This is a genomic window from Burkholderia sp. MSMB0856 (assembly GCF_001524645.2).
Taxonomy (GTDB): Bacteria; Pseudomonadota; Gammaproteobacteria; order Burkholderiales; family Burkholderiaceae; genus Burkholderia; species Burkholderia diffusa.
In genome coordinates this window covers 372,816-391,741 of record NZ_CP013428.1, presented here as the reverse complement: position 1 = coordinate 391,741, position 18,926 = coordinate 372,816, and the positions used below count along the sequence as shown (strand labels likewise).

Annotated in this window: 17 protein-coding genes; 11 read left to right on the top strand and 6 right to left on the bottom strand. The window is 70.0% G+C overall.

Features of this window, described 5'->3' with window-relative positions; translation table 11 throughout:
* The first annotated feature begins 3 nt into the window (after positions 1–3).
* The 5 genes from WS87_RS34715 to WS87_RS19355 all read left to right on the top strand — a co-directional run bounded on the left by WS87_RS34715 (position 4) and on the right by WS87_RS19355 (position 5,222).
* Entirely contained in the window at positions 4–2,025 is a 2,022-nt protein-coding gene (locus WS87_RS34715) for a collagen-like triple helix repeat-containing protein (protein WP_082750638.1), read from the top strand.
* Positions 2,026–2,145: 120 nt separating this feature from the next.
* Positions 2,146–3,429, top strand: a complete 1,284-nt coding sequence (locus tag WS87_RS19365; protein WP_059818657.1) for an isoprenylcysteine carboxylmethyltransferase family protein — start codon at positions 2,146–2,148, stop codon at positions 3,427–3,429.
* 233 nt (positions 3,430–3,662) lie between these two features.
* The gene (locus WS87_RS33680; RefSeq protein WP_156441416.1) at positions 3,663–3,812 is read left to right on the top strand and encodes a hypothetical protein; all 150 of its coding nucleotides are present in this window, start codon (positions 3,663–3,665) and stop codon (positions 3,810–3,812) included.
* A gap of 105 nt (positions 3,813–3,917) precedes the next feature.
* Positions 3,918–4,595 (top strand): histone acetyltransferase, encoded by a 678-nt coding sequence (locus WS87_RS19360; RefSeq protein ID WP_175906699.1) that lies wholly within the window; start codon positions 3,918–3,920, stop codon positions 4,593–4,595.
* A gap of 54 nt (positions 4,596–4,649) precedes the next feature.
* A complete protein-coding gene (locus WS87_RS19355) occupies positions 4,650–5,222 on the top strand; it encodes an NADPH-dependent FMN reductase (RefSeq protein ID WP_059818655.1) in 573 nt (190 codons plus the stop codon).
* A gap of 36 nt (positions 5,223–5,258) precedes the next feature.
* On the opposite strand, the gene WS87_RS19350 is transcribed toward WS87_RS19355, so the two are convergent.
* Genes WS87_RS19350 through WS87_RS19335 form a run of 4 tightly spaced genes read right to left on the bottom strand, consistent with a single transcriptional unit; the run spans position 5,259 to position 10,346 of the window.
* Positions 5,259–5,894: a DUF2894 domain-containing protein gene (locus WS87_RS19350; protein ID WP_059818654.1), complete on the bottom strand. Its 636-nt coding sequence runs from the start codon at positions 5,892–5,894 to the stop codon at positions 5,259–5,261.
* A complete protein-coding gene (locus WS87_RS19345; RefSeq protein WP_059818653.1) occupies positions 5,891–6,535 on the bottom strand; it encodes an OmpA family protein in 645 nt (214 codons plus the stop codon). The genes WS87_RS19350 and WS87_RS19345 overlap by 4 nt, the downstream gene beginning before the upstream one ends.
* Before the next feature lie 3 nt (positions 6,536–6,538).
* A complete protein-coding gene (locus WS87_RS19340; protein ID WP_059818652.1) occupies positions 6,539–9,586 on the bottom strand; it encodes a DUF802 domain-containing protein in 3,048 nt (1,015 codons plus the stop codon).
* Between the two features lie 10 nt (positions 9,587–9,596).
* Positions 9,597–10,346, bottom strand: a complete 750-nt coding sequence (locus WS87_RS19335; protein WP_059818651.1) for a DUF3348 domain-containing protein — start codon at positions 10,344–10,346, stop codon at positions 9,597–9,599.
* A 454-nt stretch (positions 10,347–10,800) separates the two neighbouring features.
* Between WS87_RS19335 and WS87_RS19330 the strand changes: the two genes are divergently transcribed.
* Complete coding sequence (locus WS87_RS19330) at positions 10,801–12,012, top strand: hypothetical protein (protein ID WP_059818650.1); 1,212 nt, start codon at positions 10,801–10,803, stop codon at positions 12,010–12,012.
* A gap of 122 nt (positions 12,013–12,134) precedes the next feature.
* Here the strand turns inward: WS87_RS19330 and WS87_RS19325 are convergent, their stop codons facing one another.
* Positions 12,135–12,773 carry a LysE family translocator gene (locus tag WS87_RS19325; RefSeq protein ID WP_059532414.1) on the bottom strand — a complete coding sequence of 213 codons (639 nt, stop codon included), beginning with the start codon at positions 12,771–12,773 and terminating at the stop codon, positions 12,135–12,137.
* Positions 12,774–12,925: 152 nt separating this feature from the next.
* Between WS87_RS19325 and WS87_RS19320 the strand changes: the two genes are divergently transcribed.
* From WS87_RS19320 to WS87_RS19310, 3 genes are all read left to right on the top strand, one after another.
* Complete coding sequence (locus tag WS87_RS19320; RefSeq protein ID WP_059818649.1) at positions 12,926–13,390, top strand: GNAT family N-acetyltransferase; 465 nt, start codon at positions 12,926–12,928, stop codon at positions 13,388–13,390.
* The gene (locus WS87_RS19315) at positions 13,390–13,965 is read left to right on the top strand and encodes a hypothetical protein (RefSeq protein ID WP_059818648.1); all 576 of its coding nucleotides are present in this window, start codon (positions 13,390–13,392) and stop codon (positions 13,963–13,965) included. The genes WS87_RS19320 and WS87_RS19315 overlap by 1 nt, the downstream gene beginning before the upstream one ends.
* Before the next feature lie 160 nt (positions 13,966–14,125).
* A complete protein-coding gene (locus WS87_RS19310; RefSeq protein WP_059818647.1) occupies positions 14,126–15,502 on the top strand; it encodes an FAD-containing oxidoreductase in 1,377 nt (458 codons plus the stop codon).
* Positions 15,503–15,556: 54 nt separating this feature from the next.
* Here the strand turns inward: WS87_RS19310 and WS87_RS19305 are convergent, their stop codons facing one another.
* Positions 15,557–16,450 (bottom strand): SDR family oxidoreductase, encoded by an 894-nt coding sequence (locus WS87_RS19305; RefSeq protein WP_059818646.1) that lies wholly within the window; start codon positions 16,448–16,450, stop codon positions 15,557–15,559.
* A 94-nt stretch (positions 16,451–16,544) separates the two neighbouring features.
* Between WS87_RS19305 and WS87_RS19300 the strand changes: the two genes are divergently transcribed.
* Positions 16,545–17,414, top strand: a complete 870-nt coding sequence (locus tag WS87_RS19300; protein WP_059818645.1) for a helix-turn-helix transcriptional regulator — start codon at positions 16,545–16,547, stop codon at positions 17,412–17,414.
* A gap of 140 nt (positions 17,415–17,554) precedes the next feature.
* The gene (locus WS87_RS19295; RefSeq protein ID WP_059818644.1) at positions 17,555–18,784 is read left to right on the top strand and encodes a cyanate transporter; all 1,230 of its coding nucleotides are present in this window, start codon (positions 17,555–17,557) and stop codon (positions 18,782–18,784) included.
* Positions 18,785–18,926 lie beyond the last annotated feature (142 nt).

Below are 18,926 nucleotides of genomic sequence, written 5' to 3'. Positions count from 1 at the left end.
TCCATGCACCATTACTTAAAGAAGTCGGCGGTATCGCTGGCCGTCCTGTCGCTGCTCTCGCTGTACGGCTGCGGTTCGGTCGACGGACCGGTCACGCCGTCGATCAAACCGAGCACGTCGGGGACGTCCGGCACTTCGGGGACTTCAGGGACTTCAGGGACTTCAGGGACGTCGGGCGGCGGCTCGTCGGGCACGTCCGGCGGCGGTAGTTCGGGGACGTCGGGCACTTCCGGCACGTCGGGCACTTCCGGTACGTCGGGTACTTCCGGTACGTCGGGCACTTCCGGTACGTCGGGCACTTCCGGTACGTCGGGCACTTCCGGTACCTCGGGCACCTCCGGGACGTCAGGCACTTCCGGTACGTCGGGCACCTCCGGTACCTCGGGCACGTCCGGCACGTCCGGCACGTCGGGCACTTCCGGCACGTCGGGCACTTCCGGTACGTCGGGCACCTCCGGGACGTCGGGCACTTCCGGTACGTCGGGCACTTCCGGTACGTCGGGCACTTCCGGTACGTCGGGCACTTCCGGCACGTCGGGTACCTCCGGTACGTCGGGCACTTCCGGCACGTCGGGCACTTCCGGCACTTCCGGCACGTCGGGCACTTCCGGTACGTCGGGCACCTCCGGCACTTCCGGTACGTCGGGCACTTCCGGTACGTCGGGCACTTCCGGTACGTCGGGCACCTCTGGCACCTCCGGCACCAACGTCACCCCGCTCGGCAACGTCCTCCAGCAAACCGGCACGCTCGTCACGGCACTCGGCACGACGGTCGCGAACGGCGGTTCGCAGATCGGCGGCGTGCAAGTTCCGGGCACGAACCCGACGACGGCCACCAGCATCGGCAACGCGGTCACCAGCCTCGGCAACGGCGTGCAGTCACTCGGCAACGGCGTCGCGGCCGGCCTCGGCTCGATCGGCGTGTCGCCGAACCCGCTCGGCCCGACGCTCACGTCGACCACCGGCCTGCTGACCGGCGCCGGCAGCGCGGTCAACAACCTCGGCAACGCGGTGACGAGCCTCGGCACCGGTCCGCTGTCGCCGCTCGCGCCGGCGACGACCCTGGTCGGCAGTCTGGTCAACACGGTCGGCACCGCGGTCAACTCGACCGCATCGGCGCTGAACACCGCGCTGAACAGCGCACCGGTCCAGCAACTCGAGACGCAGCTCGGCAGCGTGATCAACCCGATCACGAACACGTTGACCGGCGGCGTCACGACGCCTGGCGCCACGCAGATGCTCGGCGGCGCAACCCTGCTCGGCGCCCCGCTCAGCGGCCTGCTGAACACCCTCGGCAGCGGCCTCGGCCTCGCCGGTACGCAGGTCGGCAACGCGACCGGCAACCCGGTCGGCACGAGCGCCGGCAGCAGCGTGTCCCAGCTCGGCAACACGGTGTCGTCGGCTGGCGGCCTGCTGTCCAGCGGCAGCTCCAGCAGCGGCACCAACCCGCTCGCGCCGATCACCGGTCTGCTCGGTACGCTGACGGGCGGGCTCGGCGGCGGCAGCAGCTCGAGCGGCTCCGGCGGCACCAGCGGGACGAGCGGCACCAGCGGCGGCCCGCTCGCGCCGATCACGGGCCTCCTCGGCACGGTGACGGGCGCGCTCGGCGGTCTCGGTTCGAGCGGCACCAGCGGCACGAGCGGTACCAGCGGCTCGGGCATCGGCGGCCTGCTTGCACCGGTCACCGGCCTCGTCAACTCGCTGACGCCGCTTGGCGCAAGCCTCACCGGCACGGTCACGACACCGGGCGGCAACCTGACCGGCAACCTCGGCGGTGCGCTGACGAGCGGCCCGGTCGGCACGCTGACGGGCTCGCTGACCTCGCCGGCCGGCGCGCTCGGTGCGCTCGGCACGGCCAGCCCGGGCGGCGCGGCCGGCACGGTAACGACGCCGTCCGGCAGCGGCACCGTCACGACCGGCCTCACCGGCACTTCGAACGGCACCACCACGGCTGGCGCGACCAACCTGCTGGCACCGGTGACGAACCTGCTCGGCGGTCTGCTCGGCGCCGTCCCGAAGAAGTAACGCTTCACCTATCAGAACCACAGGCCAGTGGCCGGGCACATACCAATCCAAAGCCCGGCCGATGGCCGGCGTCACCCGCCAGGCGGGGGCGCCGGCCCTCATCCCGACGAGGATCCGATCATGAACTCCACGCTCGACGGCATCGCCGCGGTCCAGGACCGCCCGCCCCGTTCCGCCACGCCATTCCGCGCGGGCCTGCTCGGCATCGCGGCCGGCCTCTTCGCGCTGTGGATCACGCGCGACCAGCCGAACCTCGACGCGGCCACGCGCGCGGTCATCGCGAGCCTCGCGATCATCGGCACGATCGCGCTGCACGAAATCTTCATCTCGCGCGTCTACCTGCGTCCGAGCGCGGGACTGTCGCGGCAGGCCGTGCGCCCGCTCGGGCTCGCTCGCGTCGCGACGCGGCTCGGCGCGCTGACGTCGATCTACGCCGGCATCGGCATGATCTACTGGCTGCTGCCCGAATATCACGGCGCGTTCTACCTGCCGTTCTGGTCGCTGCTGCGCTCGCTCGCGCCGTACGTGATCGTCGCCGCGCCGTTCTACTTCGCGTGGATGGATCGCCACCAGCGCGAAACCGACGACGCGTACCTGCTATGGGGCCGCTACCTGTTTCGCCGCGAGAAGCCCGCGAGCTGGCAGTCGGTGCGCGAGATGCTCGCCGGCTGGGGCGTGAAGGCGTTCTTCCTGCCGCTGATGACCGTCTACCTGTCGAAGGATGCCGATCACCTGAGTGCGTCGCTTGCGAACGCGCTGCACGCGCCGATGACGCTCGCGACGTTCGTATTCCTGTACGACCTGTCCTTCACGATGGACCTGATGTTCGGCACCGTCGGCTATCTGTGCACGTTCCGCATCCTCGACAGCCACGTGCGCACCGTCGAGCCGACCACGCTCGGCTGGGTCGCCGCGCTGATGTGCTACCAGCCGTTCTGGTCGCTGATCTCGAACAACTACATCCGCTACGAAGGCTCGCTGTTCTGGGACAACTGGCTGCTGTCCGCGCCGACGCTGCGCGTGATCTGGGGTGCGGCGATCATCCTGCTGCTGATGACCTACGCGCTGTCGACGATCTCGTTCGGGCTGCGTTTCTCGAACCTCACGAACCGCGGGATCATCACGTCGGGCCCGTATCGTTTCACGAAGCATCCGGCGTACATCACGAAGAATCTGTCGTACTGGATGGTGTCGGTGCCGTTCGTCGAACCGCTCGGCTGGCAGGTCGCGCTCATGCACTGCGCGGGGCTCGTCGCGGTCAATCTGATTTACTATACGCGGGCGAAGACGGAGGAGCGTCATTTGATGCGTGATCCTGACTACCGCGCGTATGCCGAGTGGATCGCGCAGCATGGGTTGTTCGCGCGAATCAGGCAGGCGTTCGGGGCGCGGCAGGCGGTGTGAGGCGGCGACGGGCAGCCGGGCAGTATGTGATCTCGAGACAACCGCCGGCAAACGGCATCGACACACCCGCCCCCTTGCGACCAATTGTCGCGAAACACCGCGATTTGCCGCGTTTCGTCGCTTTTCTCCCGCAGTCCGATTGCCCGCCCCGTGCCCGTCGCGTATGGTGCTGACCGTCCGCGCGCCTGCCGCCGGACCTCCGACCGTCGTCCCGCACGACGGCCGCGCGGGCCGTGCCCGCCATCACCGTCTCCGCGGCACCGCCTTCGGCGCCGCGCGTTCATGAGGAGAGAGGCGTGATCCACAAAGTCCTGATCCTGTTCGCACTCTGCATCGCGGGCCTCGCCGCGATCGCCGCCGGTTTCCAGCACATCCCCAGCTGATTCGCGGCCCCGGCTCGCTCGCCGAGCCCGGGGGCCGCTGCCATTTCCTTTCCCCGTTTGCGATGAACCCCTTTCTCGATGCGCCCGGGACGGGCGCCTTTTGCCATGCGTATCGACGTACAGCATTCCCAGCACGACATCGACGATGAACTCGACACGCTCTACGCGCGTCTGCACCAGCCGGGCCATCGCCTGCACGGCCTGCCGGCCGTCGCGCTCGGCGACTCGGGCCTGATCGTCCGCCACCGCGAAGCCGACGGCGAATACTTCCTTTACGTCGAGGATCCGTCGGCCCGGCAGCTCGCCGGCTACACGATCTTCAACCGGCTCCCCGAACTGCCGCGCCGCGCGGACCGCTACCTGCGCGCGCCGCACACGCGGCTGCGCGGGTCCGCGCAACGCAAGGGGCTCGCGACGACGCTGTATCGATGGGGCCTCGACGCGGGCCTGTGCCTGATCAGCGGCGCGCGTCAGTCGATCGGCGCGGCGCAGCTCTGGACCGCGCTCGCGCACGACTACCGGCACGGCTTCGTCGACGTCGAAGGCCGCGCGCTGCGCTATCTCGGCGAGGCCGTCGCGGACGACGTGCACGGTGCGCTGCATACGCGCCGGCTGTTGCTCGGCAACGGATGGACACTCGGCGACCTGGCGCGCGTAACCGGGATGATCGATACGCTCGCCGTGGGACGTCAGGATGTGAAGTTTCCGCGGGAAGGACGCGAGTGGCATCGCCTGCACCGCGTCGCGAACGCGCGCCACGTCGCTCACGCACCGATGCGATAATCCGTCGGATTCGCGCGGCGTCGCCGCGCAAGCCACCCTCCCCGACGCTCCTTGATGGCTTCCGAACTCCGAACCGATTCCGAACGCTGCATCGACATCGTCGCGCTGTGCGGCAGCCTTCGCGCGCAGTCGTACAACGCGGCGCTGCTGGACGCAGCCGCACGCGTCGCGCCGCGCGGGATGCGCATCACGCGTTTCGATCGTCTCGGCGAGTTTCCGCTGTTCAATCCCGATGCCGAATATCCGTCGCCGGCCGCGGTGCGCGACCTGATCGAGCGGCTGAACGCGGCGGACGGCGTGCTGATCGCGAGCCCGGAATACGCGCACGGCGTGACGGGCGTGATGAAGAACGCACTGGACTGGGTCGTGGGATGCGAGGCCGTGGTGTACAAGCCAGTCGCGGTATTGAACGCGTCGCCGCGCGCGACGCATGCGGACGCGGCGCTGCGCGAAACGCTGTCGGTAATGTCGGCGTGCATCGTCGAGCGCGCGTCGATCACGTTGCCGATCCTCGGCAGCCAGCTCGACGCGGCGGGCATCGCCGCGCATCCTCCGTTCGCGTCGGCGCTGACCGACGCGTTGCACGCGCTGCGCGCGGCGATCGACGCACAGGCGCCGGGTCGCTAGACGACAACCCGCGCGGCGGCCGGCCGAGGTCGTGCGTTATCGCGCCTTGGCGCGCGTGGTCTTCCTCGCGGGTTTCGTCGGCTTCGCGACCTTCGCGCGCGGCGCTTCCTTCTCGGGCTGAGCGCCGCCGCCGGCGAGATCCTCGAGCCACGCCAGCGCATCGATATACGACATGAATTGCTGCAGGTATTCCGGCGACAATTCGCGCATCGTCGCGAGCGACCGATGCACGAGACTGTTCGAATTGAGCGGCCCCGCGTTGCGCGGCACCTGGTCGAGCGACTGGCGATACTGCTGTTCGGTGCGGACCTTCGACCACGTCGTGCGGAAGTAGTCGATCAGTTCGGGATCGATCCCGCTTCGATCGGCCTGCGCATCGCGCGCGAGCTGCTCGACGAGCCCGCCGAGCAGGTCGCGCGCGGGCGCCAAGGCGGCGGCTTGCGCCGTCTCGCTCGCGGCTGCCGTCTCACCGGCTCGCGCGACGATCTCCGCAAACCCTTCCAGCAGCGTCGCGAGCCGCGCATCGAGCAACGCGCGCGCGTCGCCATCGAGCGCGGCCGCGCGCTTTTCGAGCGCGTCGAGCCGATGGAAGCGCACCGGATCCAGCCGATCGGCGCCCTGCTCGCGCCACGCGTCGAGCGTCGCGCGCACGTGCGTCGCGTCGTCCGTCACTTCGCCTTCCCCCCGCTCGATGCGGTCTTGCGCGGCACCGGCGCGATCTCCACGCGGCGGTTCTTCGCGCGGCCTTCATCGTCCGCATTCGAGCTGACCGGCTGCTCGGAGCCGAACGCGGCCGCGAACACCGACGGCGCCGGCACGCCGGCATCGATCAGCGCACGCGTGACCGTCAGCGCGCGCTTGGCCGAGAGTTCCCAGTTGTCCGCGAACTGGCGGTTGCCGGCACGCACCTGCTGGTCGTCGGCGAAGCCGCTGATCATCAGGATCTCGTCGCGCGTCTTCAGGTACGCGGCGAGCGGCGCGGCGAGCGTCTTCAGCAGATCGCGGCCCTCGGGCTGCAGCTGGTCGGAGTTCAGCGCGAACAGCACGTTGTCGCTGATGCCGATGCGTCCGTTCACGAGCGTCACGCGGCCGGCCGCGAGCGGCCCGGCGAGCGCCTCTTCGAGCGACTTGCGCTGCTGCGCTTCCTGCTGGCGCGCGCGCACGGCTTCCTCGAGCTTCGACGTGAGCTGCAGCTGCATGCCGATCACGCCGACGAGGATCAGCACGAATGCACCGAGCAGCACCGACATCAGGTCGGCGAACGCGGGCCACACTGGCGCGGAAGGCGCGCCGTCGTCGATTTCGTCGTGCATGCGTTACGCTCCGACCGAGGCCCGCCGACCGGCGATCTGCTGCAGGTCCTCGACGATCTGCTTCTGCGACATCATGCTCAGATCGATCACCTCGCGCGCCTGCGCAACGTAGTACTCGAGCTGCTCGTCGCTGCGCGCGAGCGATTTCTCGAGCGCCGCCTCGATACGCTGCAGGTGGTTCAGCAGCTTGTCGTTCGATTCGCCGAACACCTGCACGGCCGCACCGAATGCATCGCCGAGGCTCGCGACCTCGACCGCCCCCGCCGTGACCTGCGCGGCCACCGAATCGAGCTTGCGCGTTTCGGCATCGACGGTGTCGTTGAAGCGCGCGCCGACGCGGTCGAGCAGGTCGGCCGACGTGCTGACGAGCGCGTCGATCGCGGTGCGCTGCTCGGTCGACGCGTGGTTGACCGCGCCGAGCAGCGTTTCGAGCGTCGCGAGCAGGCGGCTGCGCTCCTCGAGCATCGCGGTGTCGCGCACCATGCTGTCGGACAGACGCTGGCGCAGTTCGGCGACGACGTCGGCCGCGGCCTTCGGCGCTTCGGATGCGGCCTGCACGAGGCGCGAGATTTCGTTGATCGTGTCGCTCGCGTGCACCTGTGCCTGGGCGGTGATGTCGTTCGCGGTGCGGGTCAGCGTGTCGCAGATGTCCTGCTGGCGCGTCGCGGCCTGTGCGCTCGTCCGCGCCCATTCGTCACGCAACGCGGCGGCCATGGCAGCGAGCGAGTCGTTCCATGCGGACAGGCGTGCTTCGTCGCGTGCGGCCAGTTGCGTTTGCAAGCTCGCGTGCGATTCGCGAATCGTCGACAGCAGGTCGTTCGAACGTTGTTCGAACGTGGACGCCTGTGCCGTGAGATCGCGCGTCGTTTGCGCGAGCGCATCGCAGATTTCCTGCTGACGGCCTGCACTATGCACGCCCGCACGTTGCCACTCGTCGCCGAGCTTCGTCGCCATCGCGGCCAGCGAAGCATTCCACGTCGCCAGACGTTCTTCATCGCGTGCGGCCAGTTGCGTTTGCAGGCCCGTGTGCGATTCGCGAATCGTCGCAAGCAGATCGGTCGAGCGTTGTTCGAACGTGGACGCTTGCGCGGTCAGATCGCGCGTGGTTTGTGCGAGCGCGTCGCAGATTTCCTGCTGACGGCCCGCGCTGTGCACGCCCGCGCGCTGCCATTCGTCGCCGAGCTTCGCAGCCATCACGGCCAGCGAATCGTTCCATGCCGCCAGACGTTCTTCGTCACGTGCGGCCAGTTGCATTTGCAGGCCCGTGTGCGAATCGCGAATCGTCGACAACAGGTCGTTCGAACGTTGTTCGAACGTGGACGCTTGCGCCGTGAGATCGCGCGTCGTTTGCGCGAGCGCGTCGCAGATTTCCTGCTGACGGCCCGCGCTGTGCACGCCCGCACGTTGCCATTCGTCGCCGAGCTTCGCGGCCATCGCGGTCAGCGACGCATTCCACGCCGCCAGACGTTCTTCGTCGCGCGCGGCCAGTTGCGTTTGCAGGCCCGTGTGCGAATCGCGGATCGTCGACAACAGGTCGTTCGAACGTTGTTCGAACGTGGACGCTTGCGCGGTCAGATCGCGCGTCGTCTGCGCCAGCGCATCGCAGATTTCCTGCTGACGGCCCGCGCTATGCGCGCCCGCGCGCTGCCATTCGTCGCCGAGCTTCGCGGCCATCGCGGTCAGCGACGCATTCCACGCCGCCAGACGTTCTTCGTCGCGCGCGGCCAGTTGCGTTTGCAGCGCCGCATGCGACTCGCGCATCGCGGCAAGCGCCGCGCCCGAATGCCGCTCGAACGTCGCGGCGGCTTCGCCGAGCGCCTGTGCATGCTGGCCGGCCAGCGTCTCGCCGACCTGCTCCTGGCGCGCGAGCGCATCGCGCCACGCATCGGACAGCCGGCTTTCGGTCGATTCGAGGCGCGTCGCGACGCCGTCGAGCAGATCCGTCGAACGCTGCGCGAAGGTGTCGGTGAACTGGCCGAGCGTCGTTTGCAACTGCTGCGCGACGGCATCGCCCGCGCGGCGCTGCTCGTCGAGCGCGCGATTCCAGACGGCCGTCACGTTCCCGGTGGTCTTCTCGAAACCGTCGGTCAGCCCGTCGAGCTGACGCTGCACGGCGCCCGTCACTGTGTCGCGCAGCGCGGCCATTTCCTGCGCGAGCCCCGCCATCGTCGCCGCGACGACCGGCTGCAGCGCGGCACCGGCCACGCGCGCGCTCTCGGCGGCGCTTTCCTTCAGCGCGTCGCCGACGTTCGATGCCAGGCCCGCATACGCGCGCTCGGTCCGATCGAAGAATGCCTGCTGGCTTTCGATCTGGCGATCGTGCAGCGCGACGCTGCGCGCCTCGAGCGTCGTCATCATCGTCTGGAGCCGGTCGACCAGCGCCGGCATCACGTCGGCCTGGCGCTGCAGCAGCCGGAACGATTCGTCGCGCTGGTGCGCGGACGAATGCACGCGCAGCGTCGTCGCGATCTTCGCGTCGAGCTGCTGGCCCGCGTCGAGCCGTTCGCGGCGCACGAGCGCGGACAGAAGACCGAGCATCGCGGACGTCGCGACACCCGCGATCGACGTGCCGAACGCGAAGCCGAGACCCTTCACCGGCGCGATCAGCGACGCGCGGATCGCGTCGAGGTCGGTCGCGCTTTCGAGCGCGGCGCCCGTGCCCTTCAGCGTCACGACCATCCCGAGCAGCGTGCCGAGCATGCCGAGCAGCACGAGCAGGCCGACCAGATACGGCGTGAGCGATGGGCCCGGCAGCGCGACGCGCGCGCCTTCGACGCGTGCCCGCACGGCACCGCGCAGGCCCGGGGGCAGCGTATCGAGCCACGTGTCGAGCTTCGCCGGCGGTTCGGTCAGGCCGTCCACCGCGTGCGACAGCGCGGCGGTGGCCTGCCGGTAGCGCCGCAGTTCCCACGCACCGGCGACGTAGCACGCGCCGATCAGCAGCGTGACGGCCGTCGCGAGCGGGTTCGACGCGATATAGCCGACGCCGATCCAGCACACTGCGAGCAGACCGGCGATGAAGACAACGAGATCAAGACGAATTCTGGACATAGCGTAGGGATTAGCAGGTACGAAGGGCCGCGAGCAGCCCGTCTACCGTTTGAAACCGGACTTCGAGTTCGGCGAGCAGGATGCTTTGCATCTCGTTGCGGAACGTGTCGAGCCACGTGCCCGGCACGATCGCCGCGACGGACGGTGCGTCGCCCTCGGCAGCGGCGTCGGCCGCCGCTTGCGCGTCGGCGAGCGCCTGCCGTTCCGCGTCGCGCAGCCGCTCGAAGCGCGTGCCGAGCAGCGCGGGCACGGCGGACAGCAGGCTGCGCTCGCGCGCGCCGAGCACGCGCTCCATGATCGCGTCGAGCGTCGCGAGCCGCGCCATCCCGGACGAGCGTGCGGCGACCGCGACCCGCAGGCGGCCGCGCAACTGGCCGATCGCGGTCTCCATTTCCTGCTGGAGCGACAGACAGCTCTGGCGGAAATCGGCGAAGTCGGCCGTGTCGGCGGGCGGCGGCGGCAACTCGCCGGGACGCCGCCGCGTGCGCGGGCGGTGGGCGGCCGTGATCGCCTGCGCGAGGTCGTGGCGCACGCGCGCGCAGTCACGCTCCGCGTCGTAACCACGCACGCCGGCCGCGACGCCGGGCGGGCTCGCATTCAGCGCGGACGACAGCGTGATCGCGTCGGTCCAGCCGAGCCACTGGCTCAGGCGGTCCGACAGCGTCTGCCGGGATTCCGCGACGTCGGCATCGGTCAGGCGCGCGAGCAGCCGGACGAGCGTCGGGCCGCTCAGTGCCGGGCGCGAGGGTGCTTGCACCATGCTGCAAACCGTCAAAAAAGGCAGCAGTTTACACGTCGTCGGGAGGTCGACCGCCAGAATCGGGGAAGCGGCCCGGCCCGGCATGCCGCGCAACCGGCCCGAACGCCCGTAGCAGAAGGCTCGCGGGCCGATCGCCGGGGATTCCCGGTGCGCCGGCGCGGCGCCGGCCACGCATCCGGACAGTCTCCGAAGCCGCCCCGGCGGGCGCCGGTTCACGCCGGACCATAATGTTCGCCCGCATGCGTTTCCGTCACTGACGTGCGGTACCATCGCAGCACCCGCCGCGCGATTTGCGCCCGATGCGGGCCCGCGCCGCTTTGCAGCCGGCGCGCGGGCCGCCGGACGCACATGGATATCCGGCCGATATCCGCGGGACGCAGGCGGCGCCCCGGGAGACCGGCGCCGCCGCCCATGACAACGACTGATAACAGACGGGCCTGCCCGACCGCTCACGATGCTTTCCGACTTCGTCGCGCGCCTGCGCGAGCGCTTCAGCAAACCGCCAACCCGGCAGGACTTCGCCGCCCGCCTGATCGCCGCGCTGCGCGCGACCGGCGACACGCGCGAGTGGCTTCACGAGGACGACAAGGGCCGTCTCGTGCAAGCGGATGTCCCGTCGAACATCATCAACCTGCACAACCTGTTCCGCGACTACGCGGACGCGAAGCCGGCCGAGCGCGAAGCGACGCTGCAGCGGCAGGCGAGCGCGATGATGCAGCACGAGATTCCGACGAACTTCGCGGACGTCCGTGCGCGACTGCGCCCCGTGATCCGCAGCGCGACCGAGCGCGGCACGGTCGCGCTGCAACTCGCCGGACAGCCCGCCGCGTCGGAAGTCGCGTTCCGGACGCTGTGCGAGAACCTCGAGATCGGCATCGCGTACGACGGCGAATTCAGCGTCGCGCGGCTGACGAGCGCACGGCTCGCCGAATGGGGCGTCAGCTTCGACGACGCATGCGACATCGCGATCGACAACCTGCGCGGTGCGTCGTCGACGCCGTGGGCCGCATTGCGCGACGGCGTGTTCCTGTCGCAGTTCGGCGACTACTACGACGCGGCGCGGCTATTACTGACCGACCTGCTGCACCGGCAGCCGATCTCTGGCGCGCCGGTGGTGATGGCGCCGAACCGGGCCGTGCTGCTGCTCACCGGCGACCGCAACGCGGCCGGGCTCGCGACGATGGTCGAACTTGCGGAACAGGCGCGCGCGCAGCCGCGTCCGCTGCCGCCGCTGATGCTGCGCTGGGACGGCGCCGCGTGGCGGAATTTCGTTCCGGCAGGGCTGGAAGCGAAGCTGCACGCGTTGCGCGTGGACGAACTTGCCGGCGACTACCAGGATCAGCGGACGCTGCTGGACGACCTCCACAAGCGGGACGGCATCGACGTCTTCGTGGCGTCGTACACCGTGTACCGGCGGCAGAACGGCGAGCTGTTCAGCGTCGGCGTGTGGAGCGACGGCGTGCCGACGCTGCTGCCCGAGACGGACATCGTCGTGCTCTATCGGGAAGCAACGCGGCAGTCGGCCCACGTGCCGATGGCCGCGCTGCGGGACGCCTGCGGCGACCTGATGACGGCCACCGCGCACCGGCCGGTGCGGTATGAAGTGACGGCGTTTCCGGATGACGCGCGGTTCGCGGCCCTGCTCGAACGGTTTCCGGCGGCGTGATGCGCGCTTGCGCGTCCGGGGGGCGGTGATTCGAAGCCGTGGCTCCGCCCGCGACGCCACGTGCCGGAATGACCGGCCTTGGCGGCATGCCTTTCAGGAATGCATCGGCGCCGCCGCTGCCGTCAGATCCCCGCCTTCGGCGCGTTCAGGATCAGCCGCAGGCCCAGCAGCGTGATCGCGCCGGCCGCGACGCGGTCGACCCACTTCTTCGCGCGCAGGTAGAGTTCGCGCGGCCGGCGGGTCGAGAAGCACAGCGCGACGAGCGTGTACCAGCCGAATTCGACGCCGAACACGAGCGGCGGCAGCGCCAGATAGCACCAGAGCGGCGGATGCTGCGGCAACAGCGCGGCGAAGATGCTGCCGTACCAGATCGCCGTCTTCGGGTTGCTGAGCTGGGTCGTGAGGCCGGTCCAGAACGACTTGCGCGCGCTGCCGGCGACGACGGCCTGCGAATCGTCCATCGCGATCGGCCGGTCGGCGCCGCGCCAGATCTTCGACGCCATGTAGATCAGGTATGCGCCGCCCGCGAGCTTGAGGCCCACGTACAACCATTCGACCGCCTGCAGCAGCGTGTAGAGCCCGGCCAGCGCGACGCCGCCGAACGCGATCCCGCCGACGCCCATGCCGAGCGCAGTCGCGAGCCCATCGCGACGCGACAGCCCGATCGAATTGCGGGCGACCAGCACGAAACTCGGGCCCGGAATCATCGCGCCAAGCCACAGCGCGGCCAGAATGGCGAGTACGGCAGCCGATGCAGTCATCGAAGTCTCCTTGATCAGCGACGCCGAAGCGCCGGCGCCTGCGTGTCGAATCCCGACGGTGAAGTCGACGATTCTGGCACGCTTCGCGGGCCGCCGGAAGCACCCGCGCGCTGCTATGCTGGGTGCCGTTTCCGCCATCGCGCCACGCCCCCATGATCGAGATCCGCGCCGCCCGCTATCCCGACGATGCCGCCGTCGTCGAAGCGATTTTCCGCGAGTACATCGCGAGCCCCGCGGTCAGCCTCGCGTTCCAGGACTATGAGCCCGAACTCGCTGCGCTGCCGGGAAAATACGCGGCGCCGCGCGGGCAATTGCTGCTCGCGTGGCGCGGCGAGCGCGCGGTCGGCTGCGCGGCGTTTCGCGAAATCGACGCGACGACGTGCGAGATGAAGCGCGTGTACGTGCGCCCCGAAGCGCGCGGGCTGAACGTCGGCCGCCAGCTCGTCGAACGGCTGCTGTGCGACGCGAAGGCGGCCGGTTATGCGCGGATGTGCCTCGACGTGCTGCCCGAATTCGTCGCCGCAAGGCAACTGTATGATTCGCTCGGCTTCACGCCCGCGCCGCCCGTGGCGTTCAATCCGGTGCCCGGCACCGCGTTTCTCGGGCGGGATCTGTGATGGGTACGACCGCGCGCCGCGCCCTCCTCGCGCTGCTCGCCGCGCTGTCGCCCGGCGCATGGGCCGACGGCCTGCCGCAATCCATCGCGACGCAACTGCCGTCCGGCTTCCAGCCGCTCGTCGCGCAAGCGGGGCCGGACCTCGGCGACGGACGGCGCAGCTTTCTCGTCGTCGTGCATCGCGCGGCCGATTCGCGCGGGCAGCCGTCGCCCCGCCCGCTGCTGATCTTCGAGGAGCGGCCCGATCACGCGTACCGCCTCGCCGCGCGCAACGACCACGTGGTCCTGCGCGCGAACGAAGGCGGCCAGTGCGATCCGTTCGATCCCGAAGACGCCGCCGACAGCGGCCTCTCGGTGAAAGGCCGCTATTTCACCGTGCAGAACTTCGTCGCGTGCGGACAGCACTGGAGCGACTACGTGACGTTCCGGTACGACTCGCGCACGCACGGCTGGCTGTTCTCCAGCGAGATCTACACCGAATCGTTTCCGCTCGACGACAAGCCCGACGAAGTCACCGTCACGCGCGCCGATGCGCTCCGGCCGGTGACGTTCGGCCAATGGCGGCGCAAGGACTGAAAAACCGTCGGCGGACCATGTTCCGCCGCTTGCATCAGCGCAACTCGCCTCCCCTCGCCAACCGGTCTACCATAGGCGCTCGTCGCCGTTCGGGCGCGCGCCGACGCGGCATGCGTCTTGCGTGTCCCCTTCCCACGTTGAACCAGCGCAGGAGGACGTCATGACGCAACACTTCGACGCGATCGTCATCGGCACGGGCCAGGCCGGTCCGCCGCTCGCCGCGCGGCTCGCGGGCGCCGGCATGAAAGTGGCGATCATCGAGCGTGGCCGCTTCGGCGGCACCTGCGTGAACACCGGCTGCATTCCGACCAAGACGCTGATCGCGAGCGCGTACGCGGCGCAGCTTGCGCGTCGCGCGGCCGAATACGGCGTGTCGGTCGGCCCCGTCAGTGTCGACATGAAGGCCGTGAAGGCGCGCAAGGACCGGATTTCGGGCCGCTCGAACCACGGCGTCGAACAATGGGTGCGCGGGCTCGAGAACACGACCGTGTTTCAGGGTCATGCCCGATTCGAGCGGGCGAACGCGGTACGCGTCGGCGACGAAGTGCTCGAAGCCGACCGCATCTTCATCAACGTCGGCGGGCGCGCGCAAATTCCGCCGATGCCGGGCCTCGACTCGGTGCCGTACCTGACCAACTCGACGATGATGGACGTCGACTTCCTGCCCGAGCATCTCGTGATCGTCGGCGGCAGCTACGTCGGGCTCGAATTCGGTCAGATGTACCGCCGCTTCGGCTCGCAGGTCACGATCGTCGAGAAAGGATCGCGTCTGATCCGGCGCGAGGACGAGGACGTCTCGCAGGCCGTGCACGAGATTCTCGCGAACGAAGGCATCGACGTGCAGCTCGATGCGAACTGCCTGACCGCGCGACGCGATGGCGACGGCGTCGCGGTCGGCCTGGACTGCACCGGCGGCCGCCGCGAGGTCGGGGGCTCGCACCTGCTGCTCGCGGTCGGCCGCGTGCCGAACACCGACGATCTCGGGCTCGAGCAGGCCGGCGTCGCGGTCGACGCGCGCGGCTACATCACCGTCGACGATCAACTGCGCACCAACGTGCCCGGCATCTGGGCGCTCGGCGACTGCAACGGGCGCGGTGCATTCACGCACACCGCGTACAACGACTACGAGATCGTCGCGGCCAACCTGCTCGACGACGATCCGCGCAGGGTGTCCGACCGCATCACCGCGTACGCGATGTACATCGATCCGCCGCTCGGCCGCGTCGGCATGACGCTCGCGGAAGCGAGGCAAACCGGCCGCAGGCTGCTGGTCGGCACGCGGCCGATGACGCGGGTCGGCCGCGCGGTCGAAAAAGGCGAGAGCCAGGGTTTCATGAAGGTGATCGTCGACGCGGACAACCATGCGATCCTCGGCGCGTCGATCCTCGGCGTGACGGGCGACGAGGTCGTGCACGGGTTGCTCGACGTGATGGCCGCCGGCGCGCCGTACACGACGATCAGCCGCGCGATGCACATCCACCCGACCGTGTCGGAGCTCGTGCCGACGCTGCTGCAGGACCTGCATCCGGTCGAATGACGCGCGACGGGCGTGCCCGGCCGAAAACGACGGCACGCCCCGCGCATTCGCGCATCAGGTCTCGAAGTACCGCGGCCGGTCGATGTCGGCCAGCAATCCCGGCTGCACCGGCGCCCAGTCGAGCAGCGCGCGCGTACGCTCGCTCGTTGCGGGCGCATCCATTCCCGCGAACATCGCGAACCAGCCGAAATGCTCGCCGGCTTGCGCGGCCGATTTCGACACGACCGGCACGTTCAGCCGGCGACCGATCACGTCCGCGATCGCACGAAACGGCACGCCCGTATCGTCGACCGCGTGATAGCGCGCGCCGGACGCGCCGCGTTCGACCGCGAGCCGGTACACACGCGCCGCATCGAGCCGGTGCACGGCCGGCCAGCGGTTGCCGCCGTCGCCGAGATACGCGGACGCGCCCTTCTCCCTCGCGAACGCGATCAGGCGCGGCACGAAGGCGTGATCGCCGTCGCCGTGCACGGACGGCGGCAGGCGCACGACCGACGCGCACACGCCGCGCGCGGCCAGCGCGGCCGCCGTCGCTTCCGACGCGCGCGGATAGGTCGCCGACACCGGCACGTGCGGATCGTCCTCCGTCGCCGCGCGGCCGGGCGCGACGAGCGCGAGGCCCGACGTGACGACCAGCGGCCGCGCCGACCCCGCGAGCGCCGCACCGATCGTCTCGATCGCGCGGCGGTCGAGCTCGCAGTTTTCCGCGAAGCGCGAGAAGTCGTGATTGAATCCCGTGTGGATCACCGCGTCGACGGCCTCGGCGCCGCGCGTCAGGCTGTCGAGATCCTCCAGCGACCCGCGATGCACCTCGGCACCCGCTGCCGCGACCACCTCGGCGGCCGCGTCGGAACGCGCGAGACCGAGCACCGCATGCCCGGCGGCCACGAGTTCCGCAACGACCGCGGAGCCGACGAAACCCGACGCTCCCGTTACAAAGACACGCATTTCGACACCTCCGAATGAATGAGAGGCTTACTATCTGTCGACCGTCGCGCGCGGTGAAGCCGTGACGGTTTACCGGTAAACGAACTAACAGGCTATGGCTGACGCATCCGACAACCTGCTCGGCGCGTACCTTCGGGACCGCCGCGAGAAACTCGATCCGGCCGCGCTCGGGCTGCCCGTCGCGCGCCGCCGCACGCCGGGCCTGCGGCGCGAGGAAGTCGCGCAGCGCGCGCACGTGAGCGCCGCGTGGTACACGTGGCTCGAACAGGGGCGCGGCGGCGCGCCGTCCGCCGACGTGCTCGACCGGCTCGCCCGCGCGCTGCTGCTCAACGACGCGGAACGCGAGCATCTGTTTTTGATCGGCCTCGGCCATCCGCCCGAGGTGCGCTATCACGCGAGCAGCGACGTCACGCCGCGCCTGCAGCACGTGCTCGATTCGCTCGACGCCAGCCCCGCGATCGTGCGCACGGCGACGTGGGACGTCGTCGCATGGAACGACGCGGCCGCCGCGACGCTGACCGACTATGCAACGCTGCCGCCGCCCGCGCGCAATATCCTGCGGCTGATCTTCGTCGATGCCGGGGTGCGCTACGCGCAGCAGAACTGGGAACGCGTCGCGCGGTTCGCGGTGGGCGCGTTTCGCGCCGACATCGCGCGCGGCGGGGCGACGCAGGCCGTGCAGACGTTCGTCGACGAGATGCGCGCGACGAGCGCCGAGTTCGACGCGATGTGGCGCGATCACGACATCCATTCGCATGACGAAGGAACGAAGGAGATTCGTCATCCGCAGGCCGGCCGGATCGCGCTCGAATACTCGGCGTTCTCGGTGACCGGCCGCCCGGACCTGAGCCTCGTGATCTTCACGCCGGCGACGCCGGCCGATCGTGCGCGCATCCGGACGCTCGTCGCCGCGCGTGAAAAGGCCCGCGAACGGGCCGACGAACCGCACCTGCCGGCCGCGTAGCGCGTCGAAGTTGCGCCCGGCGCCGCGCCATCGCAATCCGCACTGACACCCAGTCGAATATTTAATTTTCACCTGGGTAAGCGCGCCTTTACCCTTTCGGCATCGCATCACAGGGCCACCGGCCCGCCTGGAGCATTCCGATGACCGACCCCGGCACCGCGCAAGCCGTCCCCCGCCCGCACGCGGCTTCCGTATCCTGCGGCGCACTCGCGTTGCTGGTGCTCGCCGGCCTCAACCTGCGTCCGTTCCTGACCGCGTTCGGCCCCGTGCTCGACATCGTGCGTGCCGACACGGGCCTCGGCTTCCGCGCGGCCGCGCTGCTGACCACGCTACCGTTCGTGCTGATGGGCGTCGTCGCCGGCGTCGGCGTCGGGCTCGCACGACGCGTCGGCGAGCAGCGCGCGCTCGCCACCGCGCTGGCGCTGATCGCCGCGGGCTGCGCCGCGCGGCTGTGGATCGGCAGCAGCACCGGGCTGGTCGTCACGGCGGTCGTCGCGGGCGCGGGCGTCGCGGTGGTCCAGTCGCTCGCGCCGGGCCTCGCCAAGCGCTGGTTCGTCGACCGGCTGCCGCTCGCGATGGGTCTCTATTCTGCCGCGCTGGTCGGCGGCGGCGCGTTCGGCGCGGTCGCGAGCCCGTGGCTCGCCGCGCACGGCGGCTGGCATCTGTCGCTCGCCGTCTGGGCCGTGCCCGCGCTCGTCACGCTCGCGCTGTGGCGCGCGAAGGCGCCGCGCGACGCGGTGCATGCCGCGACGGTTTCGGCGCCCGTCACCGCGTTCGTCCGGATTCCGCGCGCATGGCAACTCGCGCTGTTCTTCGGCCTCAGCAACAGCGGCTACGCGAGCCTCGTCGCGTGGCTGCCCGCGTTCTATCGCAGCGTCGGCCTGGGCTCGCAAGCGAGCGGCAACCTGCTTGCGTGGATGGCGCTGTTCCAGGCGGCCGGCGCGCTCGCGATGCCGCTGCTCGCGAAACGCTCGCACGATCGCCGCCCCGTGCTGTGGCTCACGCTCGCGTTGCAGACGATCGGCTTCGTCGGCTTCGCGACGATGCCCGCGCTCGCGCCGTGGCTATGGGTCGCGAGCGTCGGCGTCGGGCTCGGCGGCTTCTTCTCGATGAGTCTGATCGTCACGCTCGACCACGTGCCCGATGCGCGGCTCGCGGGCGCGCTCGCCGCGTTCGTGCAGGGCATCGGCTTCCTCATCGTCGCCGCGAGCCCCTGGCTGATCGGCTGGCTGCGCGACGCGGGCGGCAGCTTCGCGATCGCGTGGTGGCTGCATGTCGGCGTGATCGCGTCGATGGCCGCGTTGAATGCCGCGTTCTCGCCCGCCGGCTACCGCCGCAACATGGCGCGCATCGCCGGCGCCGCGCGCTGACACAGAACCACCGGATTCCCTGACCCGGACGAACGCCGGCATCTTCCGGCGCTCGTCCAGCCGCCCGCGCATGGCCGGGCGCGGGCCGTCACGCCCACCGGCCGCATTCGCTTCACCGCACACGACATCAATCGATCATGGA

Coding starts and splice junctions, on each gene's coding strand:
- WS87_RS19355 (WP_059818655.1), top strand. CDS start 4,650: ATGGCTTCCGAACTCCGAACCGATTCCGAACGCTGCATCGACATCGTC.
- WS87_RS19315 (WP_059818648.1), top strand. CDS start 13,390: ATGGGTACGACCGCGCGCCGCGCCCTCCTCGCGCTGCTCGCCGCGCTG.
- WS87_RS19300 (WP_059818645.1), top strand. CDS start 16,545: ATGGCTGACGCATCCGACAACCTGCTCGGCGCGTACCTTCGGGACCGC.
- WS87_RS19340 (WP_059818652.1), bottom strand. CDS start 9,586: ATGTCCAGAATTCGTCTTGATCTCGTTGTCTTCATCGCCGGTCTGCTC.
- WS87_RS19335 (WP_059818651.1), bottom strand. CDS start 10,346: ATGGTGCAAGCACCCTCGCGCCCGGCACTGAGCGGCCCGACGCTCGTC.
- WS87_RS19320 (WP_059818649.1), top strand. CDS start 12,926: ATGATCGAGATCCGCGCCGCCCGCTATCCCGACGATGCCGCCGTCGTC.
- WS87_RS19365 (WP_059818657.1), top strand. CDS start 2,146: ATGAACTCCACGCTCGACGGCATCGCCGCGGTCCAGGACCGCCCGCCC.
- WS87_RS19360 (WP_175906699.1), top strand. CDS start 3,918: ATGCGTATCGACGTACAGCATTCCCAGCACGACATCGACGATGAACTC.
- WS87_RS19330 (WP_059818650.1), top strand. CDS start 10,801: ATGCTTTCCGACTTCGTCGCGCGCCTGCGCGAGCGCTTCAGCAAACCG.
- WS87_RS19325 (WP_059532414.1), bottom strand. CDS start 12,773: ATGACTGCATCGGCTGCCGTACTCGCCATTCTGGCCGCGCTGTGGCTT.
- WS87_RS19295 (WP_059818644.1), top strand. CDS start 17,555: ATGACCGACCCCGGCACCGCGCAAGCCGTCCCCCGCCCGCACGCGGCT.
- WS87_RS19310 (WP_059818647.1), top strand. CDS start 14,126: ATGACGCAACACTTCGACGCGATCGTCATCGGCACGGGCCAGGCCGGT.
- WS87_RS19345 (WP_059818653.1), bottom strand. CDS start 6,535: ATGCACGACGAAATCGACGACGGCGCGCCTTCCGCGCCAGTGTGGCCC.
- WS87_RS19305 (WP_059818646.1), bottom strand. CDS start 16,450: ATGCGTGTCTTTGTAACGGGAGCGTCGGGTTTCGTCGGCTCCGCGGTC.
- WS87_RS34715 (WP_082750638.1), top strand. CDS start 4: ATGCACCATTACTTAAAGAAGTCGGCGGTATCGCTGGCCGTCCTGTCG.